General features: G+C 71.5%; 16 protein-coding genes and 3 tRNA genes. 3 read left to right on the top strand and 16 right to left on the bottom strand.

Features of this window, described 5'->3' with window-relative positions; all coding sequences use genetic code 11:
• Positions 1 to 75: 75 nt before the first annotated feature.
• Complete coding sequence (pknB, locus tag ACZ7BZ_RS04140) at positions 76 to 2,178, top strand: Stk1 family PASTA domain-containing Ser/Thr kinase (RefSeq protein WP_470356999.1); 2,103 nt, start codon at positions 76 to 78, stop codon at positions 2,176 to 2,178.
• A 109-nt stretch (positions 2,179 to 2,287) separates the two neighbouring features.
• Here pknB and ACZ7BZ_RS04135 read toward each other — a convergent pair whose 3' ends face one another.
• The 5 genes from ACZ7BZ_RS04135 to ACZ7BZ_RS04115 form a co-directional block, all read right to left on the bottom strand.
• A complete protein-coding gene (locus tag ACZ7BZ_RS04135; RefSeq protein WP_470356998.1) occupies positions 2,288 to 3,079 on the bottom strand; it encodes a class E sortase in 792 nt (263 codons plus the stop codon).
• Positions 3,080 to 3,117: 38 nt separating this feature from the next.
• Positions 3,118 to 4,263, bottom strand: coding sequence for a class E sortase (locus tag ACZ7BZ_RS04130; protein ID WP_470356997.1), 1,146 nt, complete (start codon positions 4,261 to 4,263; stop codon positions 3,118 to 3,120).
• Between the two features lie 5 nt (positions 4,264 to 4,268).
• Positions 4,269 to 4,931 carry an aminodeoxychorismate/anthranilate synthase component II gene (locus tag ACZ7BZ_RS04125; RefSeq protein ID WP_380461668.1) on the bottom strand — a complete coding sequence of 221 codons (663 nt, stop codon included), beginning with the start codon at positions 4,929 to 4,931 and terminating at the stop codon, positions 4,269 to 4,271.
• Between the two features lie 54 nt (positions 4,932 to 4,985).
• On the bottom strand, positions 4,986 to 5,165 hold the full coding sequence (locus ACZ7BZ_RS04120; protein ID WP_030278236.1) for a hypothetical protein: 180 nt from the start codon (positions 5,163 to 5,165) through the stop codon (positions 4,986 to 4,988).
• Positions 5,166 to 5,243: 78 nt separating this feature from the next.
• Positions 5,244 to 6,002 (bottom strand): DUF881 domain-containing protein, encoded by a 759-nt coding sequence (locus ACZ7BZ_RS04115; protein ID WP_470357169.1) that lies wholly within the window; start codon positions 6,000 to 6,002, stop codon positions 5,244 to 5,246.
• A gap of 173 nt (positions 6,003 to 6,175) precedes the next feature.
• Between ACZ7BZ_RS04115 and crgA the strand changes: the two genes are divergently transcribed.
• Positions 6,176 to 6,424: a cell division protein CrgA gene (crgA, locus tag ACZ7BZ_RS04110; RefSeq protein ID WP_188303014.1), complete on the top strand. Its 249-nt coding sequence runs from the start codon at positions 6,176 to 6,178 to the stop codon at positions 6,422 to 6,424.
• Positions 6,425 to 6,775: 351 nt separating this feature from the next.
• Here the strand turns inward: crgA and ACZ7BZ_RS04105 are convergent, their stop codons facing one another.
• On the bottom strand, positions 6,776 to 7,696 hold the full coding sequence (locus ACZ7BZ_RS04105) for a rhomboid family intramembrane serine protease (protein ID WP_470356996.1): 921 nt from the start codon (positions 7,694 to 7,696) through the stop codon (positions 6,776 to 6,778).
• Between the two features lie 203 nt (positions 7,697 to 7,899).
• Between ACZ7BZ_RS04105 and ACZ7BZ_RS04100 the strand changes: the two genes are divergently transcribed.
• Positions 7,900 to 8,604, top strand: coding sequence for a DUF5324 family protein (locus ACZ7BZ_RS04100; protein ID WP_470356995.1), 705 nt, complete (start codon positions 7,900 to 7,902; stop codon positions 8,602 to 8,604).
• A gap of 65 nt (positions 8,605 to 8,669) precedes the next feature.
• Here ACZ7BZ_RS04100 and ACZ7BZ_RS04095 read toward each other — a convergent pair.
• From ACZ7BZ_RS04095 to recF, 10 genes are all read right to left on the bottom strand, one after another.
• A tRNA-Ala gene (locus ACZ7BZ_RS04095) sits at positions 8,670 to 8,742 on the bottom strand.
• A gap of 168 nt (positions 8,743 to 8,910) precedes the next feature.
• The gene (locus ACZ7BZ_RS04090) at positions 8,911 to 9,039 is read right to left on the bottom strand and encodes a DLW-39 family protein (protein ID WP_014137031.1); all 129 of its coding nucleotides are present in this window, start codon (positions 9,037 to 9,039) and stop codon (positions 8,911 to 8,913) included.
• Positions 9,040 to 9,363: 324 nt separating this feature from the next.
• A tRNA-Ile gene (locus ACZ7BZ_RS04085) sits at positions 9,364 to 9,437 on the bottom strand.
• Positions 9,438 to 9,522: 85 nt separating this feature from the next.
• Positions 9,523 to 9,599, bottom strand: a tRNA-Ile gene (locus tag ACZ7BZ_RS04080).
• Between the two features lie 16 nt (positions 9,600 to 9,615).
• A complete protein-coding gene (locus ACZ7BZ_RS04075; protein ID WP_470356994.1) occupies positions 9,616 to 10,989 on the bottom strand; it encodes a class I SAM-dependent methyltransferase in 1,374 nt (457 codons plus the stop codon).
• Between the two features lie 257 nt (positions 10,990 to 11,246).
• On the bottom strand, positions 11,247 to 11,993 hold the full coding sequence (locus tag ACZ7BZ_RS04070; protein WP_380461664.1) for a DUF3566 domain-containing protein: 747 nt from the start codon (positions 11,991 to 11,993) through the stop codon (positions 11,247 to 11,249).
• 144 nt (positions 11,994 to 12,137) lie between these two features.
• Complete coding sequence (gyrA, locus tag ACZ7BZ_RS04065; RefSeq protein ID WP_380461672.1) at positions 12,138 to 14,675, bottom strand: DNA gyrase subunit A; 2,538 nt, start codon at positions 14,673 to 14,675, stop codon at positions 12,138 to 12,140.
• Positions 14,676 to 14,806: 131 nt separating this feature from the next.
• Positions 14,807 to 16,822 carry a DNA topoisomerase (ATP-hydrolyzing) subunit B gene (gyrB, locus tag ACZ7BZ_RS04060; RefSeq protein ID WP_380461663.1) on the bottom strand — a complete coding sequence of 672 codons (2,016 nt, stop codon included), beginning with the start codon at positions 16,820 to 16,822 and terminating at the stop codon, positions 14,807 to 14,809.
• Positions 16,823 to 17,090: 268 nt separating this feature from the next.
• The gene (locus ACZ7BZ_RS04055; protein ID WP_470356993.1) at positions 17,091 to 17,630 is read right to left on the bottom strand and encodes a DciA family protein; all 540 of its coding nucleotides are present in this window, start codon (positions 17,628 to 17,630) and stop codon (positions 17,091 to 17,093) included.
• Positions 17,631 to 17,757: 127 nt separating this feature from the next.
• Positions 17,758 to 18,891 (bottom strand): DNA replication/repair protein RecF, encoded by a 1,134-nt coding sequence (gene recF / locus ACZ7BZ_RS04050; RefSeq protein WP_470356992.1) that lies wholly within the window; start codon positions 18,889 to 18,891, stop codon positions 17,758 to 17,760.
• Positions 18,892 to 18,931 lie beyond the last annotated feature (40 nt).

Genomic DNA, 18,931 nt, shown 5'->3' with positions numbered 1-18,931 from the left:
GCGCGGCGTCACCCAGAGCGTGCGGGGACACCTACGTCACAACCTCACCGGCGGGTGAGGGAGAGGGTCGGAACTATGGATGAGCCTCGTCGCCTCGGCGGCAGGTACGAGCTCGGCGGCGTCCTCGGACGCGGCGGCATGGCCGAGGTGTACCTCGGCCATGACACCCGGCTCGGCCGTTCCGTCGCAGTGAAGACGCTCCGGGCCGACATGGCCCGGGATCCGTCGTTCCAGGCCCGCTTCCGTCGTGAGGCACAGTCGGCGGCGTCCCTGAACCACCCCGCGATCGTCGCCGTGTACGACACCGGCGAGGACTACATCGACGGGATCTCCATCCCGTACATCGTGATGGAGTACGTCGAGGGTTCGACCCTGCGCGAGCTGCTGCACTCCGGCCGCCGGCTGCTGCCCGAGCGGGCGCTGGAGATGACCATCGGCATCCTCCAGGCCCTGGAGTACTCGCACCGGGCCGGCATCGTGCACCGCGACATCAAGCCGGCCAACGTGATGCTGACCCGGCAGGGCAACGTCAAGGTCATGGACTTCGGCATCGCCCGGGCGATGGGCGACGCCGGGATGACCATGACCCAGACCTCGGCCGTGATCGGCACCGCCCAGTACCTCTCCCCCGAGCAGGCCAAGGGCGAGCAGGTCGACGCCCGCTCCGACCTCTACTCCACCGGCTGCCTGCTCTACGAGCTGCTGACCGTCCGCCCGCCGTTCGTCGGCGACTCCCCCGTCGCGGTCGCCTACCAGCACGTCCGGGAGGAGCCGCAGCCGCCGTCGGTCTTCGACCCCGAGGTGCGGCCCGAGATCGACGCGATCGTGCTCAAGGCGCTCGCCAAGGACCGCGACTACCGGTACCAGAGCGCCGACGAGATGCGCGACGACATCGAGCGCTTCCTCGACGGCCTCCCGGTCGCCGCCGCCCAGCAGGCCGCCGCCTACGGCATGGGCGCCGCCGGGTACGGCTACGACCAGAACGGCTACCCGCAGCAGCACGACCCGTACGGCCAGACCAACGTGCTGCCGCAGCAGCCCGGCGGCCCGACCACCATGCTGCCGCAGGCCGCCGGCTACCAGAACGACGGCTACGGCCAGACCTCCGCCGGTGGCGCGGGCGGCCACGACGGTTACGACGACGGCTACGGCCAGGGCGGCGGCCGACGCGCCGACGACCGGCAGAAGAAGAGCAACACCTCCTGGATCGTGCTGGCGGTGGCCGCCGTGCTGGTCCTGGTCGGCACCTTCTTCGTGGCCCAGGCGATGTTCAGCGACAAGGGCACCAAGGACGCCGCGAAGGTCACGGCACCGAACCTGGTCGGCAAGAGCCTGGCGGACGCCAAGACCGCCGCGGCCGCGGCCGGCTCCAAGCTCGTGGTCACCGAGGGCGACAAGATCGCCTGCCCGGACACCAACATCAAGAAGGACCAGGTCTGCACCCAGACCCCGACGGCGGGCACCTCGGTCTCCGAGGACGCCCGCATCACCGTCCAGGTCTCGTCCGGTCCGGCCAAGACCCAGATGCCGACCCTGACCGGCAAGACCAAGGACCAGGCGATGCAGGCCCTGACGGCGGCCGGGTTCACCAACGTCTCCACGCCCGACTACAAGGACGACGACACCGCCCCGCAGGACACCGTCCTCGCCCAGGACCCGGCGGCCGGCACCCCCGCCGATCCCAGCGCCCCGGTCAAGCTGACGATCTCCCAGGGCAAGACCAAGGTGAGCGTCCCGAGCGTGACCGGCGCCCAGAAGGACGACGCGACGAACACCCTGCAGGCCGCCGGCTTCCAGGTCGACACCTCGAAGACCACGCCGACCACCGACCCGACCAAGGTCAACACCGTCGCCTCGCAGTCGGTCGCGCCGAACACCAAGGTCCCGGCCAACACGAAGATCTCGCTGACGATCTTCAAGGCGCAGGACAAGCCCCAGGTCCCGCCGATGCAGAACCAGAAGCTGTCGGACGCCATCGCCGCGCTGTCCAAGGTCGGCCTGCTGTACACCGTGGTCGCCGGCCCGCAGGACCCGAACGCGATCGTCGTCCAGAGCATCCCCGGCGCCGGCACCCAGCTGGAGCCGAACACCCAGGTGCAGCTGATGACCCGGCCGGCCGATCCGGCCAAAGGGGGCGACTCCAACACCACACCCCCCGGCAAAGGGGGCAACAACTAAGCCCTTCTTCCCCTGGTTCTGAGCCGGGGAGCAAGGACGGTGGAAGGCCCGAGGGCCCGTCGCGGTGATCGCGACGGGCCCTCGGGCCTTCCACCGGGGGTGCTGCGGGTCAGCGCAGCTCCGGCGGCGGGGTCCGCTTGGCGTCCATGCCGTCCACCCGCACCAGGCTCCCCCAGACGGCCATCCGGTACCGCGAGGTGTACACCGGCGTGCAGGTGGTCAGGGTGATGTAGCGGCCGGGGGCGGTGTAACCGGAGCCGACCGGGACGGGCGCGACGATGCCGGTGTCGTACTTGGACGTCTCCGGCAGGGTGTTGTCGACCTTGTAGACGTACCACTTGTCCTTGGTCTCGACCACGATCGCGGCGCCGCTGTGGACGGCGTCCAGGTCGTGGAACTTGGCGCCGTGGCCGTCCCGGTGGGCGGCCAGCGCGAAGTTGCCCTCCTGGTCCCACGGCATCGCGGCCTTGTAGGGCTGCTCGTACACGCCCGCCACGCCCTCGTCCAGGACGTCGGTGGAGGTACCCATCCGGATCAGCACCTGGAAGTCCCGGCCCATCGCCGGGACGTGCAGGAAGCCCACGTCGTCCCCGATCGCGGGCGGCGCGACGGCTCCGCCCGGCCCGGCGGCGGCACCCGTGGGGCCGGGGGCCGGACCGGCCGCCCAGGAGCCGCGCAGCTTGTCCGAGGCGTCCGCCGCGGAGCGGTCCGCCTGCACGTTGGTCCACCACAGCGAGTAGGCCACGAACAGGCCGAGCACCAGGCCCAGGGTGATCAGCAGCTCGCCGAAGACGCCGAGCGCGGCCAGCGCCCGGCTCCGGCCCTTCCGCACCGCCCGTTCGGGCGGGGGGAAGGCCTCCTCCTCCGGATCGGCCGACCGCGCGGTCCCGTCGTCCTGCATCTGCGCTGCTCCCCCTCCGAAACCGGGCCTCCGGGCGGCTACCCGCCCGCGATCGCGGCCGGCTTTCCCTGACTGCGCGGTCGCTCCTCGGTCATCTTGCCAAAGAGGATGAGGCGGTACTTGGAGGTGAACTCGGGGGTGCAGGTGGTCAGCGTGATGTACCGGCCGGGGCCGGTGTACCCGGAGCCGTTCGGCACCGGCTTGATCACGCTCACGTTGCTGGGCGGGGTCTGCGGGATGCCCCCGGTGATCTCGTAGGTGTAGTACCCGGCGGCGGTCTCGACGACGATCTTGTCGCCCTTGCCGAGCTCGTTGATGTAGCGGAACGGCTCGCCGTGGGTGTTGCGGTGGGCGGCCAGCGCGAAGTTGCCCGCCTGGTCGCCCGGCATCCCGGTGCCGGGGTAGTGGCCGACCAGGCCCTTGTCGAGCACCGCCGCCTTGTCGGTGCCCTCGGCGATCGGGAACTTCAGCCCCAGCTTGGGCAGGTAGATGATGGCGAAGCCCTTGCCGGGGGCGAACGCCTCCGGCTTGTTCGGATCCGCGGCGGGCTGGCCCGCGCCGGGCGGCTGGGCGTCGAACTGCTGCTCCAGCTGGTCCCGGGCGCTGTTGGCGGCGGCGTCGGCCTGCACGTTGGTCCACCACAGCTGGTACGCGACGAACAGCAGCATCACCAGGCCGAAGGTGATGCACGCCTCGCCGACGAAGCGGGCGGCCACCACCACGGCGGACTCCTTCGGGCGGGCGCCACCGGCGCCCCGACCCTTCGCCCGGCGCCGGCCGCCGCCCGCACGGACCGAGGTCCGGCCCTGGGCGGCCCGGCGGCGCTCGGCCCGGCCGCCGGTGGCCGGGACGGCCTCGGCGGGCGGCTCGCCGCCGTCGGCGGGCAGCCGCAGCTGGAGGGTCTGGTCAGGGAGCCACGGGTACTCGGGCCCGCCCTCGACGGGCTGCTCGGCCTGCTCGTACACGCCCCAGCCGTCCTCGGGCGCCCCCTGGACCGGCTGCTCCTGCGGGTACGGCCCGCCGGGCTGCGGGGCACCGTACTGCGGAGCGCCGTACTGCTGGGCGGCGGGCTGCCGGGTGGCGTACTGCGGGCCGCCCTGCTGCTGGACGCCGTCGTACGGCTGCGGGCCGCCGTACGGGCCGGCCTCCGGCTGGTAACGCCCCTCCGGGCGCACCGCGGTCACGCCGCTCAGCCCCGGCCGATCACCGGGGCGAGCCCGGCCGACCGGTCCACGGCCTGCGGGAAGCCGCACTCCGCCAGCCAGTTGGCGAGCATCCGGTGCCCGCCCTCCGTCAGTACCGACTCGGGGTGGAACTGCACGCCCTCGACGAGCAGTTCACGGTGTCGCAGGCCCATGATCACGCCGCTCGCGGTCCGGGCGGTGACCACCAGCTCGTCCGGCACGGTGGCCGGGTCGACGGCCAGCGAGTGGTAGCGGGTCGCGGTCAGCGGCGAGGGCAGGCCCTCGAACACCCCGCCGTCCTCGTGCTCGACCGGCGAGGTCTTGCCGTGCAGCAGCTCCGGCGCCCGGCCGACCACCGCGCCGTAGGCGACCGCGATCGACTGCAGGCCCAGGCAGACGCCGAACACCGGCAGCCCGATCCCGGCGCAGTGGTGCACCATCTCGACGCAGACCCCGGCCTCCTCGGGCGATCCGGGCCCGGGGGAGAGCAGCACCCCGTCGAAGCCCTCCTCCCCCGCCCGGCGGACGGCGTGCTCGACGGTCACCTCGTCGTTGCGCACCACCTCGCAGGTGGCACCGAGCTGGTACAGGTACTGGACCAGGTTGAAGACGAAGCTGTCGTAGTTGTCCACGACCAGGATGCGGGGCGGGGTCGACTGGGTGGTCATGCGCGCGTGGTCTCCGTGGGATGCGGTGCTGGGGGGAAGTTCCGGGCCCGCCGGTCAGCCGGCCGAGGCGCCGTCGCCGCCGTCCACTGTGACGTCGCCGAAGGGGAGCAGCGGTTCCGCCCACGGGAAGACGTAGGTGAAGAGGAGGTAGACGATCCCCAGGATCAGGAGCAGCGAGATGACGGCCCGGACCAGGGTGTTCCCCGGCAGGTGACGCCAGATCCAGCCGTACATGGTGCTCCCTCGAGGTAGCGGACTGGGGTCAAGAGTAGACCCGGGATCAACGGCCGTGAGGCCGGTCCGCCCTTGCCGCTACTGCTGCCCGCCCGCCGAGCGCAGTTCGGTGGTGCCGGAGTATCCGGGCAGGGTCAGGTCCCCGCTCTCCTGGACCTTCCAGCCCAGGCCGTACGCCTGGACGTACTGCAGGTAGTTGCGGATCGTCGGGTCCGCGTCGACGGCCGACCGCAGGGCGTCCGTCTTCCCCACCGCCTTGACCACGTACGGCGGGGAGTAGACCCGGCCCTGGAGCAGCAGGGTGTTGCCGACGCAGCGCACGGCGCTGGTGGAGACCAGCCGCTGGTCCATCACCTGTACGCCCGCCGCGCCGCCCCGCCACAGCGCGTTGACCACGGCCTGGATGTCCTGCTGGTGGATGACCAGGTCGTTGACGCCGGGCTCGGGGACGCCGGGGATGCGCGCGGTGGCGTTCGGCGGGGCGTCGTTGAGGGTGACGGTCAGTCCGCCGCCCTGCAGCGGCTCCAGGGCCGCGCCGAGCCGCAGACCGTCCAGTTGGGCCGCGTCGGCGGGGTCGTGGCCCTGCTGCTCGGTGAGCTGCTGCGCGCGGGCCTGGAGGTCCGCCAGCTGGGCCTGCGCCTGCTGGTTCTGCGAGCTGCGCTGGCGGATCACGTCGCCGAGGCTCAGCAGTGAGTTGTCGGTCCGGAGGTCGGTGCCGCGGGCGGTCTGGGCGCTGACGTAGAAGAGCAGACCGGCGAGCGCGAACACGGCGCAGGTCAGGGCACGGCCGACAATTCGGGTGCCGGAGCGGCGGGTAACGGCCTTCCCGGGGGGAATCGACAAATTAGTCACCGTACCCTTATCTCCTTGAGACCCGCCGAGCCACTACGCTAACGGACGCCGGTGGCAGCCGGGGGAGCGGTCCCAGAGCGCTCTCCACGTCCGTCCGTCGGCTCTCAACCCGCTGCACCTCTGCGCGGTCTCACAGCGCATCGACAGGAGAGCTCCTCGTGCCGAAGTCTCGACTCCGCAAGAAGTCCGACTACACCCCGCCGACCACGGCCGTGGTGAAGATCAGCTCGGGCCGTAGTTGGGTCGCGCCGCTGATGCTGGCACTGTTCCTCATCGGCCTGGTCTGGATCGTCACGTACTACGTGACGAGCGGCAGCTACCCGGTCGAGAGCTGGCGGAACTGGAACATCCTGGTCGGCTTCGGCTTCATCGCGGCCGGGTTCGGCGTCTCCACCCAGTGGAAGTGACGCCACCCGCGTCCTGAGGCTCGATTTCGGGCCACATCCGCCGCTCCGGATCGCGGGTCCCGGAGCGGCGGTTCGGCGTGCCCGGATCCGGGTCGCGGCACAGTCGGCCGCCCGCGATCAGACAGTACGACCATCACACCGTCAGGCTTATCCACATGGTTATCCACACTGGGGATAAGTCCCCCCGGCCTGTGGATAACTTTCCCGGCTCGGGCCGTCCACAGCTGTGCACAACCTCCCCGAAGAGCGGGAACCGCACAGCAGGACACGCGTAGAACAACAGTCCACAGTCAGGTCGGCGCACAGCCTGTGCACAACCCCGCACCCGCTGTGGACAAACGTCCGGGGTCGTCAGGCACCGTAGAGGGCCATCCCGGCCAGCAGCAGTCCCGCCTCCAGGGCCAGCGCCCCGACCAGCGTCAGCGCCTGGACCACGCCACGGCGCTCGCGCGGGGCGTACATCAGGCCGAAAGCGACCAGGACGCCGATCACCAGCCCGCCGATGTGCGCCCGCCAGTCGATGCTCGGCCCGACGCCTCCCGGGCCGCCCCTCGCCCCGGAGAAGGTGACCACCAGGTTGAAGACCAGGAAGGCCACCGCCGGGGCCAGCGGGCCGCGGTCCCGCAACTGCATCAGGATCGTGGCGCCGATCAGGCCGAAGACCGCCCCCGAGGCGCCGAACGAGTTCACCCAGTCGCCGGCCACCAGGAAGGTGAAGGTGCTCCCGCCCAGGCCGGCCAGCAGGTAGAGGGCCAGGAAGCGCAACCGGCCGAGCGCCTCCTCCAGCGGCGGGCCGAGCCAGAGCAGCACCAGCATGTTCAGCCCGATGTGCCACCACTGGAGGTGCAGGAAGGTTGCGGTCAGCAGCCGGTACCACTGCCCCGGGCCGTCCGCGACCCCGTACGGGCCGCCGGCGTGCGCCCGCCCGGCGCTCACCAGGGCCCAGACCTCGCCCAGGCGCGGGACGAGCACATAGGCGGCCAGCACCCAGACGACCAGGTTGATCCCGACCAGCACCCGGGTCACCAGCCCGCCGTCCAGGCTCGGTGCCCCGCCGAACCGGGTGGTCGCCCGCCGCGCCCCGGCGTGCCCCTCGCCGACGCACTCGGGGCACTGGAAGCCCACCGAGGCGGCCACCATGCACTGGGGACAGATCGGCCGCTCGCACCGGGTGCAGGAGATCCCGGTGGTCGTCCGCGGGTGCCGGTAGCAGCCGGGCGGCTCGGCCTCCAGGGCGCGGTCCGTGGACGGTCGCGGCTCGTCCGGGAGCATCAGCGGCTTCCCCTTCCCTGACCGGTCACCGAAGCCGCCAGCCTACTGCGGCGCCCCGCCCCGACGGCCGGCCTCCCGCCCCCCGCCCTCCCCCGCGAGCCCCGCGTACGGCCCATCTCGGCGTGCCGCTGGACAAATCGGCATGCATGATCAGCATTCAGGTGGATATGTGCATATAGGACGCCACCCAGGAGGAGAGACTCGTGAGCTTTTCGGACTCGGCCCGTGACACCGCCACCAGGACCCGGGACACCGCCGCACAGTTCGCGGACGGCGCCAAACAGCGCCTCGGGCCCGCCCTGGACGCCCTCGGCCCCAAGGCCGTCCAGGCCGCCCACCACCTCCGTGTCCACTACGACAAGCACCTCGCCCCGCAGTTCGGCCACGCCTTCGCCAGCCTGCCGCCGGAGGCCCAGGAGAACGCCCTGAAGGCCCTCCACCGGGCCCAGGAGGCCGCTCTGGCGGCCCGTCTCTCCGCCGCCCGCGCGGCCGACCAGGCCCGCACGACGGTCGGCCCCAGGGTCGCTCTGGCGGTCGAGGAGGCCCGCGCGGCGGTCTCCCCGGTCGCGCACGAGGCCCAGTCCCGCGGCGCCGCCGCGCTGACCGCCCTCCACGGCAACGTCAGCTCGTCCGAGATCAGCGAACTGGCCGCCCGGAACGCGAAGCGGCGGCAGCGGTGCGGCGGCCGGTCCACCGGCCTCGTGGTGGTCGGGGTGCTGGCCGTCGGCGGCGGCCTGGTCGCCTGGCAGTGGTGGCGCCGGCACAGCAACCCGGAGTGGCTGGTCGAGCCGCCGGCCCCGCAGTCGCCCCAGCCGACCGGCGCGACCGCCGCTCCGGTGAACGGCGTCACCCCCGAGGACGCGGCCGGATCCGCGGAGCCGTCCGACGACGACCGCCCGCAGGCCTAGCGCGGGCCCGGAAACGCCGAACGGCGGCCGACCTGGAGAACAGGTCGACCGCCGTTCAGGCGCTGTGGAGCATAGGAGACTCGAACTCCTGACATCTGCCTTGCAAAGGCAGCGCTCTACCAACTGAGCTAATGCCCCTCGACGGCACGGCGCGTGCCGACGGGCACTAGCGTACCGGGTTCCGGCGTGATTCCGAGAGCCGTCCCCCTGGGGGAACCGGCCGGGCCGATCGAAAGAACGGGCCGACCGGTTCGGGAGGCGCGGTCAGCGCCTCCGAAGACCGTCGATCGTGCGATCGCCCGGGGCTCAGCGACCGGCCGGAACCGGGTCGGTGGCCTCGGTCCACAGGTCCTGCTCGGCGCGGTCCGCCTGGACCTGACGGTAGACAAAGAAGCCGCCGAGGGCGACCAGGGCGACCAGGAGGAGCTTCTTCACCGCGGGACCTCGTCCTTCTTGCGTTGGCGGACTCAAGAGCCGGTGCTCCGGCCGGGCTGACCGGGCCGACGAGTCCAGATGTGTTTCGAGCGCGAACGGGCTGCCGGGTGCCAGACTGCCCTTGCGGCCGATGATACACACCGGTGTCCCAATCGTGACCAGCCACCGGTGCCGTCAACCCGGCGGTCCGGTCCGAGGATTGACGCCGCACCTCCTGTCGTACGGATCGTCCGCACGCGGTCCGCCCGCGATGCCCTCGTCTGAGCCGGTTCGCCGGGGAACGCCGAAGGGCCCGGAGTGATCACTCCGGGCCCTTCGGGGCGGTGGGCCTAACAGGACTTGAACCTGTGGCCTCTTCCTTATCAGGGAAGCGCTCTAACCGTCTGAGCTATAGGCCCTCGCTGCACACCAGAGCGTACCGGAAGCCGCCCGATCCGCGAAAACGCCGAAGGGCCCGGAGTGATCACTCCGGGCCCTTCGCGGTGGTGGGCCTAACAGGACTTGAACCTGTGGCCTCTTCCTTATCAGGGAAGCGCTCTAACCGTCTGAGCTATAGGCCCTTGCCGCACTGAAAGATTAGCGGACCGACCGCCGATCCCCCAAATCCGTTCCGGCCGGGGTCGCGGCGATGACCTCGGCGGCCGGGCGCACCAGCCACTCCTCGCGGGTCGGCGGCAGGCCCGATCCGCCCTCCTCGGTGCTGCGGACGGCCAGGACCTGGTTGACGCCGATCCGGTTCTGCTCGAAGGCCAGCGCGGAGGCGGCCATGTACAGCCGCCAGACCCGGGCCCGGCCGAGGCCCACCAGCCGGACCGCCTCCGTCCAGTGCGCCTCGAGGTTGGCCACCCACTCGCGCAGGGTCAGCCCATAGTGCTCGCGCAGCGCCTCGACGTCCCGGACCTCGAAGCCGGCCTCCTCCAGCCGCGCCACGGTGGACCCGACCGGGGAGAGCTCGCCGTCGGGGAAGACGTAGCGGTCGATGAACGGGCTGGTGCGGTGCGGCTCGCCCGGGTAGTCGGGGCGGCGGGCGATCTGGTGGTTGAGCAGCCGGCCGCCGGGCGCCAGCAGCCGGTACAGGCCGTCGGCGTAGACCCGGTACTGCTCCTCGCCGACGTGCTCGGCCATGCCGACGCTGGAGATCGCGTCGAAGGGGCCGTCGGTGATCTCCCGGTAGTCCTGGAGGCGGACCTCGACCCGGTCGGCCAGGCCGGCCTCCTCGATCCGGGCCCGGGCCAGCGCGACCTGTTCCTTGGAGATCGAGACGCCCACCGCGGTGACCCCGTAGTGCTCGGCCGCGTGGAGCAGCAGCGAGCCCCAGCCGCAGCCGACGTCCAGCAGCCGCATCCCGGGCCGCAGGCCGAGCTTGCGGCAGATCAGGTCGAGCTTGGCCTCCTGGGCGGCCTCCAGGCTCTTCGCCTCGGGCGTCCAGTAGGCGCACGAGTAGACCATCGAGGAGCCCAGCACGAGGCCGTAGAAGTCGTTCCCGACGTCGTAGTGGTGGCTGATGGCCGCACGGTCCCGGCCGCGGCTGTGCAGCCGCCCCTGGGCCCGTCGGACCTCCTCCGGGGGCGGGGTGGGCTCCGGGCCCACCGCCCCGGCCCGGAGGACGGCGGCGAGCACCCGGCGGCCGCCGGCGCCGAGGACCTCGCGCGGCCCGAGGGCCATGGTGCGGATCTCCGGCAGCTCGGCGAAGCGGGCGACCGCGGAGAGCGTCTCGTACAGGTCGGTGCCGGGGGCGAGGTCCAGGTCCCCCGCGACGTAGGCCCGGGCCAGGCCCAGCTCGTTCGGCTGCCAGACCAGTCGGCGCAGCGCCCTGCGGTTGCGCAGGACCACGGTGGGCGCTCCGGGCGGCCCGGCGACGCTGCCGTCCCAGGCCTGCACCCGCAACGGGATCGGGATGCCCAACAGCCCTTCCAGGGCCTCGACCAGTTGACCTGCGAGCTTCGCCACCGCGCGCCTCCGTCCAGCCGTCCTGCGGAACCTCTCCTGACCCGGTCGACCGACCGGGACGGCCTGCGGCACTCCCAGGGGTGGGAACGGGCGGCGTCCAGCTAATCCCACCGCGAGCGGCCCGTTTCCGGGCGGCACGCCGCGGGCTGCCGGTGTCACCCGAATGCCGACGGGCCCCGCAGGCTGCAACAGCCTGCGGGGCCCGTAGATTCCGTCTGCGGACGGTGAACTGACCGGGGGTCAGGATCCGGCCGGGATCAGTCCTCCTCGGCCAGGGTCAGCTCGACGCCGCCGGTGAAGCCGGCCGCCGCGTTGTAGATGAACGCGGAGAGCGTGGACAGCGCGGTCAGCAGGACGACGTCGACCACGGCGATCAGCGTGGTGAACATCATGACCTGGCCGAAGCCGATGTAGTCCATCAGGTTGAGCTGGCTGCTGGCGTTGTCCGCGCCGCCGCCGGTGACGTCCTTGAGCGTCTTGGTCAGCGAGTCGAAGACGCCGAGCGAGTCCAGCGTCATCCACAGCACGGCCGAGGCCACGATGATGATGATGCCGACGGCCAGCGACAGCAGGAAGCTGACCTTCATCACCGACCACGGGTCGACCTTGGTCACCCGCAGCCGGGCCTTGCGGGTCCGGCCGAGGCCGCCGCCGACGGTCGCGGGCCCGCCGGCGGGGCGGCGCGGCGCGCCGGGCACCGGGGTGCCACCGGCCGGGGTGTTGCCGCCGGTCCGGGTGCCCCGGGGCGGGGTCGGCTGGCCCTTGGCGTACGTGGTCGGCTGCGAGAAGCCGCTCTGTCCGGCAGCCGGACTACCGGACGGGGGCGGGGTCTGGCCCCCGTAGGTCGCACCGGCCTGACCCGCTCCGCCGACCGGCGGCATCAGCGAGGTGGACGCGGCCGAGTGCTCGGTCGGCGGCTGCCCCGGCACGCCGTACGACCCCCCGCCCTGCGCGCCCGGACGGCCGCCGGAGGGTCCTCCCGCAGCACCCGTGGCTCCACTCACCTGGTCCTCCCGCACTTCCCACCAGGGCGGCGCCCTGATCCGTCACTCGTCATCCAGCGCCCGGCGGGATTGCCCGGTACTGGTCGGCGTCCGGTGCCGCCGCGTCCTCTCTCTGGACGCGACGGCACCGGTCTGCGGTTCGGTTCAGACCTCGGCGTCGCCGCCGACCGCCGTCCCCGTACCCTCGGCCGTCTCGGTGGACTCGGTGCCAGCGACCTCGTCCTCCGCCGTCTCCTCGTCCTCGGCCTCCGCGTTGCGGGCCATGCCCACGACCGCGTCGCGCTTTCCGAGGTTGATCAGTTGGACGCCCATGGTGTCACGTCCGGTTTCACGAACCTCGGAAACCCTCGTGCGGATCACCCCACCCGAGAGGGTGATCGCCATGATCTCGTCGGTGTCGTCGACCACCAGCGCGCCGACCAGCGAGCCCCGGCCCTCGACGATCTTCGCCGCCTTGGTGCCGTAGCCGCCACGTCCCTGGACACGGTACTCGTCCACGGCCGTTCGCTTGGCGTACCCGCCGTCAGTGGCGGTGAACACGTAGGTACCCGGACGGACCACGTTCATCGAGAGCAGCTCGTCGTCCTCGCGGAACGCCATGCCCTTGACGCCGGAGGTGGCACGGCCGGTGGGGCGCAGCGCGTCGTCGGTCGCGGTGAAGCGGATCGACTGGGCCTTCTTGGAGACCAGCAGCAGGTCGTCCTCGGAGGAGACCAGCTCGGCGCCGATCAGCTCGTCGTCCTGGCCCTCCTCGTCCTGGCGCAGGTTGATCGCGATCAGGCCGCCGGAGCGCGGGGAGTCGTAGTCCTTCAGCGCGGACTTCTTCACCAGGCCGGCCCGGGTGGCGAGGACCAGGTACGGCTTGTCCTCGTAGGTGCGGACGGCCATCACCTGGGCGATGTGCTCCCCCGGCTGGAAGGCCAGCAGGTTGGCCACGTGCTGGCCGCGGGCGTCGCGCCCGGCGTCCGGGAGCTCGTAGCCCTTGGCGCGGTAGACCCGGCCCTTGTTGGTGAAGAACAGGATCCAGTTGTGGGTCGTCGTCACGAAGAAGTGGTCGACGATGTCGTCCTGCTTCAGCTGGGCACCGCGCACGCCCTTGCCGCCGCGCTTCTGCGAGCGGTAGAGGTCGGAGCGGGTCCGCTTGACGTAGCCGCCACGGGTGATCGTGACGACGATGTCCTCCTCGGCGATGAGGTCCTCGATGGAGAGGTCGCCGTCCGAGGGGATGAGGGTCGAGCGGCGCTCGTCGCCGTACTTCTCGACGATCGCGGCGAGCTCCTCGGAGATGATCTCGCGCTGACGGGTCGGCGAGGCCAGGATCGCGTTGTACTCGTCGATCTTGCGCTGCAGCTCGTCGTGCTCGTCCATGATCCGCTGGCGCTCCAGGGCGGCCAGTCGGCGCAGCTGCATCTCCAGGATCGCGTTGGCCTGGAGTTCGTCGATGTCCAGCAGGCCCATCAGGCCGGTGCGGGCGGCGTCGGCGCTGGCCGAGGCCCGGATCAGCGCGATGACCTCGTCGATCAGGTCCAGGGCCTTCAGCAGCGCGCGCAGGATGTGGGCGCGCTCCTCGGCCTTGCGCAGCCGGAAGGTGGTGCGCCGGACGATGACCTCGACCTGGTGGTTGACCCAGTGCCGGATGAAGGCGTCCAGCGACAGGGTGCGCGGCACGCCGTCGACCAGGGCCAGCATGTTGGCGCCGAAGTTGGTCTGCAGCTCGGTGTGCTTGTACAGGTTGTTGAGCACGACCTTGGCGACCGCGTCGCGCTTGAGCACGACCACCAGGCGCTGGCCGGTGCGGGACGAGGACTCGTCCCGGACGTCGGCGATGCCGGCGATCTTGCCGTCCTTGACCAGGTCGGCGATCTTCAGCGCGAGGTTGTCCGGGTTGACCTGGTACGGCAGCTCGGTGATCACCAGGCACTGGCGGCCCTGGATCTCCTCGACCTCGACCACGGCGCGCATGGTGACCGAGCCGCGACCGGTGCGGTAGTAGTCGTCGATCCCGCGGCGGCCGACGATCAGCGCGCCGGTGGGGAAGTCCGGGCCCTTGATCCGCTCGATCAGCGCCTCCAGCAGCTCCTCGGCGGAGGCCTCGGGGTTCTCCAGGTACCAGAGCGCGCCGGAGGCGACCTCGCGGAGGTTGTGCGGCGGGATGTTGGTGGCCATGCCGACCGCGATGCCGGTGGCACCGTTGACCAGCAGGTTGGGGATGCGCGCGGGCAGGACGGTCGGCTCCTGCGAGCGGCCGTCGTAGTTGGGCGCGAAGTCGACGGTCTCCTCGTCGATGTCGCGCATCATCTCCATGGCCAGCGGCATCATCTTGCACTCGGTGTAGCGCATGGCCGCGGCCGGGTCGTTGCCCGGGGAGCCGAAGTTGCCGTTGCCGTCCACCAGCGGCATCCGCATCGACCACGGCTGGGCCAGCCGGACCACGGTGTCGTAGATCGAGGTGTCACCGTGCGGGTGGTAGTTGCCCATGACGTCGCCGACGACGCGGGCGCACTTGTAGTAGCCCTTCTCGGGCCGGTACCCGCCGTCGTACATCGCGTAGAGCACGCGGCGGTGCACCGGCTTGAGGCCGTCGCGGACCTCGGGGAGCGCCCGGCTGACGATCACGCTCATCGCGTAGTCGAGGTAGGAGCGCTGCATCTCGGTCTCGAGCTCGACCGGCTCGATCCGCATGGTCGCCTGGGCGGTGGCCTCGGCGGGCTCGGGGGTCTCGGGCTGGTCGCCTTCGGGACGGTTGTCGTCGACCACTGGTGGTCAGTTTCCTTTCACGCGGACTGGTACGTGCGGGGCCTGGTTCGCAGGCGTCACACGTCCAGGAAGCGGACGTCCTTGGCGTTGCGCTGGATGAAGGAGCGGCGGGCCTCGACGTCCTCGCCCATCAGCACGGAGAACAGCTCGTCGGCGCGGGCGGCGTCCTCCAGGGTGACCTGGAGCAGCAGCCGGTGCTCGGCGTCCATGGTGGTGACCCGGAGCTCCTCGGCGTTCATCTCGCCGAGACCCTTGAAGCGCTGGATCGCGTCGTCCTTGGGGAGCCGGCGCCCGGCCTCGACGCCGGCGGCGATCAGCGCGTCGCGCTCGCGATCGGAGTAGGCGTACTCGAAGTCGTCCTTGCCCCACTTGATCTTGTACAGCGGGGGCATGGCGAGGTAGACGTACCCGGACTCGACCAGCGGCCGCATGAAGCGGAACAGCAGGGTCAGCAGCAGGGTGCGGATGTGCTGACCGTCGACGTCGGCGTCGGCCATCAGGACGATCTTGTGGTACCGCAGCTTGGACTCGTCGTAGTCCTCCTGGATGCCGCAGCCGAAGGCCGAGATCAGCGCCTGGACCTCGGTGTTCTGCAGCACCTTGTCGATCCGGGCCTTCTCGACGTTCAGGATCTTGCCGCGGATCGGCAGGATGGCCTGGGTGCGCGGGTCCCGGCCCTGCTTGGCCGAGCCGCCTGCGGAGTCACCCTCGACGATGAAGATCTCGCACTCGGACGGGTCCTTGGACTGGCAGTCCGAGAGCTTGCCCGGCAGCGACGCGGACTCCAGCAGGCCCTTGCGGCGGGTGAGGTCGCGGGCCTTGCGGGCGGCGACGCGCGCGGTGGCGGCCTGGATGGACTTGCGGATGATGTCCGCGGCCTCGTTCGGGTTGCGGTCCAGCCAGTCGTTGAGCTGCTCGTGGACGACCTTCTGGACGAAGGTCTTGGCCTCGGTGTTGCCGAGCTTGTCCTTGGTCTGGCCCTCGAACTGCGGCTCGCCGAGCTTGACCGAGATGATCGCGGTCAGACCCTCGCGGATGTCCTCACCGGAGAGGTTGTCGTCCTTCTCGCGGAGCAGCTTCTTGTCCCGCGCGTAGCGGTTGACCAGGCCGGTCAGCGCGGCGCGGAAGCCCTCCTCGTGGGTGCCGCCGCCGTGGGTGTGGATGGTGTTGGCGAAGCTGTAGACCCCCTCGGTGTACGAGGAGTTCCACTGCATCGCGACCTCCACCGAGATCGCCTTGTCCTTGTCCTCCGCCTCGAAGTCGATCACCGAGGGGTGGATGACCTCGCCCTTGCGGGAGTTGAGGTGGGCGACGAAGTCGGCGATGCCGCCGTCGTACTTGTACGTGACGGTGAGCGGCTTGCCCTCCTCGTCCACGTGCTCGGGGCGCTCGTCGGTCAGCGAGATCGACAGGCCCTTGTTGAGGAACGCCATCTCCTGGAAGCGCCGGGAGAGCGTCTCGAACGAGTAGACGGTGGTCTCGAAGATGTCGGCGTCGGCCCAGAAGGTCACCGTGGTGCCGGTGCGGTCGGTCTCCGCGCCCTTGACCAGGGCGGCGGTCGGCGCGCCCATCTTGTAGTCCTGGGTCCAGATGTTGCCGTCCTTGTGGATCTCCACCGAGAGCCGGGTGGACAGCGCGTTCACCACCGAGACGCCGACGCCGTGCAGACCGCCGGAGACGGCGTAGCCGCCACCGCCGAACTTGCCGCCCGCGTGCAGGACGGTGAGCACGACCTCGACGGCCGGCTTGTCCTGACCGGGGACGATGTCCACCGGGATGCCTCGGCCGTTGTCGACGACGCGGATCGCGCCGTCGGCCATGATCGTGACGTCGATGGTGTCGGCGTACCCGGCCATCGCCTCGTCGACGGAGTTGTCCACGACCTCCTGCACCAGGTGGTGCAGGCCGCGCTCACCGGTGGAGCCGATGTACATGCCGGGGCGCTTGCGGACGGCGTCGAGGCCTTCCAGCACCTGGATGTTGCTACCGGTGTAGGAAGCCTGGTCGGTCTGGTCTGGGGTCTGGCTGGGGTTGCCGGAATCGGCCACGAAGCGCCCTCTCTGGCACAGCACGGGCCGCATTCCCGCCCCGTTCGGGCGAGCGTGCGACCACGGCGTTTCGACTCGGTTGCCACTAGCAACAGTGTTTGGCTTTCAGTCTACCGGTACGACTGACAGAGATGGGCGTTTGGCAGCCCTTGAAGGCAGATATGCCGCCCTGAATCCCCTCGGCACGAGTCCCGATACTCGCCCGGGGGGCCTGAGGCGCCTGGAAGGGCCGTCAGGGGTTCCGGAAGATCGTGGTCCGATCCCGGCCGGAACCGGCCGGCGCCGGCCGGACTCAGCCCCAGGTGTCGCCCGGGCCCTTGCTGCCGGGCGCGCGCAGCCGGCCGTAGCCGCGGGCCGGCGCGGCCGGGCCGAGCACCTTGATGGTGCGGACCGTGCCGTGGCCCAGCTCGTGATTCAGACGGGCCACCAACTGCCGTGCCAGCCAGCGCAGTTGAGTGGCCCAGGCGGTGGAGTCGCACTGCACGGTGAGCACCGCCTCGGCCTCGTCGTAGGAGGAGGGGTGGCAGTGCGCGGCGATGTCCGGGCCGACGATCTGCGGCCAACGGCCCATCACGCCGCCGACCGCGGCCGAGGACTCCCAGCCGCGCTCGGTCAGCAGCCGGTTCAGCGCCGCGCCCAGCGGCACCGGGTCGCGGCCGTCCGAGCGGGCGCCGCTGCGCAGCCCGTGCCGCTTCGCCTCGCGCTTCTGCTGGACCTGCTCCCCGCGCTGGCGGGCCTGGGCGCGGGCGGCCCGCAGGGCGGACCGGGCGAGGTCGGCACCGGTCGGCTCGGCGCCGCCGGGGCCGGGGGAGGTCTCCGCCGATTCGCTCACGGCGATCTCCTTTCCCCAGCCTGTGGACAACCCGATGAGCCGTCCAGCCTACGGGAGCGCGCACACGCCGGACGTCGGCACCTGCCGTGCCGCGCTGTTCCGTGATGTGGGTGTGGTGCCGGGGGGATCAGGCGTCGATCCGGCGGACGGCGCCGTCGGCGACCGCGAACCGGGCGCCGGCCAGCGCCTTGGGCACGTCCTCGGCCACCGCCGCCGTCACCAGCACCTGCTCGCCGTCGGCCACCAGCTCCGCCAGCCGGTCCCGGCGGGCGGCGTCCAGCTCGGCGAACACGTCGTCCAGGATCAGGACCGGCTCGCCGCCGTCGGCGCGCAGCAGCTCGTACGAGGCCAGCCGCAGCGCCAGCGCGAACGACCAGGACTCCCCGTGGCTGGCGTAGCCCTTGGCGGGCAGCGGGCCGAGCTTGAGCCCCAGCTCGTCGCGGTGCGGCCCGACCAGGGTGATCCCGCGCTCGACCTCCTGCTTGCGGACCGCCAGCAGCGCCGCCAGCAGCTGCTCCTCGGCCTGTTCCCGGCTGGTCGGCAGCTCGCCCTCGAAGGAGCTGCGGTACTCCAGCGCGGTCTCACCGCCGCCCGGGGCCACCCGGCCGTACGCGGCCGTCACCAACGGCTGCAGGGCCGCCACCAGTTGGATCCGGAAGGCCGTCAACTCGGCTCCGGCGCGGGCCAGATGGCCGTCCCAGACTTCCAGGGTGGAGAGGTCGGCGTCCTTGCCGCCGCCGGCCCGGCGGGCCATCGCGGCGGTCTTCAGCAGGGCGTTGCGCTGCTTGAGCACTCGCTCGTAGTCCTGCCGGACCCCAGCCAGCCGGGGTGCGCGGGCGGTCAGCAGCTCGTCCAGGAAGCGCCGGCGCTCGCCCGGGTCGCCCTTGACCAGGGTGAGGTCCTCGGGGGCGAACAGCACCGTGCGCAGCAGGCCCAGCACGTCGCGCGGGCGGACGTTGTCGGAGCGGTTGATCCGGGCCCGGTTGGCCTTGCCCGCCGTGAGCTCCAGCTCGACCAGGGTGGAGCGGCCGCGGTCCACCACCGAGGTGCGGATGACCGCCCGTTCGGCGCCCAGCCGGATCAGCGGGGCGTCGGTCGCGACGCGGTGACTGCCCAGGGTGGCGACGTAGCCGATCGCCTCGACCAGGTTGGTCTTGCCCTGGCCGTTGGGCCCGACGAAGGCCGTCACGCCCGGGTCGAGGGGAACCTCGGCCCGGGCGTACGACCGGAAGTCGGCGAGCAACAGGTGCGCGACGTGCATGGCGGTGGACTGCGCTCGCCTTCTCCGGAGGGGCCTGCGG

The organism is Kitasatospora sp. NPDC036934 (assembly GCF_055608425.1).
This window is presented reverse-complemented; position numbering and strand designations above follow the sequence as displayed.

What these genes read in the sequence shown, in the direction of transcription:
- pknB (WP_470356999.1), top strand. Translation starts at nt 76, where the DNA reads ATGGATGAGCCTCGTCGCCTCGGCGGCAGGTACGAGCTCGGCGGCGTC.
- ACZ7BZ_RS04135 (WP_470356998.1), bottom strand. Translation starts at nt 3,079, where the DNA reads ATGCAGGACGACGGGACCGCGCGGTCGGCCGATCCGGAGGAGGAGGCC.
- ACZ7BZ_RS04125 (WP_380461668.1), bottom strand. Translation starts at nt 4,931, where the DNA reads ATGACCACCCAGTCGACCCCGCCCCGCATCCTGGTCGTGGACAACTAC.
- ACZ7BZ_RS04120 (WP_030278236.1), bottom strand. Translation starts at nt 5,165, where the DNA reads ATGTACGGCTGGATCTGGCGTCACCTGCCGGGGAACACCCTGGTCCGG.
- ACZ7BZ_RS04105 (WP_470356996.1), bottom strand. Translation starts at nt 7,696, where the DNA reads ATGCTCCCGGACGAGCCGCGACCGTCCACGGACCGCGCCCTGGAGGCC.
- gyrA (WP_380461672.1), bottom strand. Translation starts at nt 14,675, where the DNA reads ATGCGGATCGAGCCGGTCGAGCTCGAGACCGAGATGCAGCGCTCCTAC.
- recF (WP_470356992.1), bottom strand. Translation starts at nt 18,891, where the DNA reads ATGCACGTCGCGCACCTGTTGCTCGCCGACTTCCGGTCGTACGCCCGG.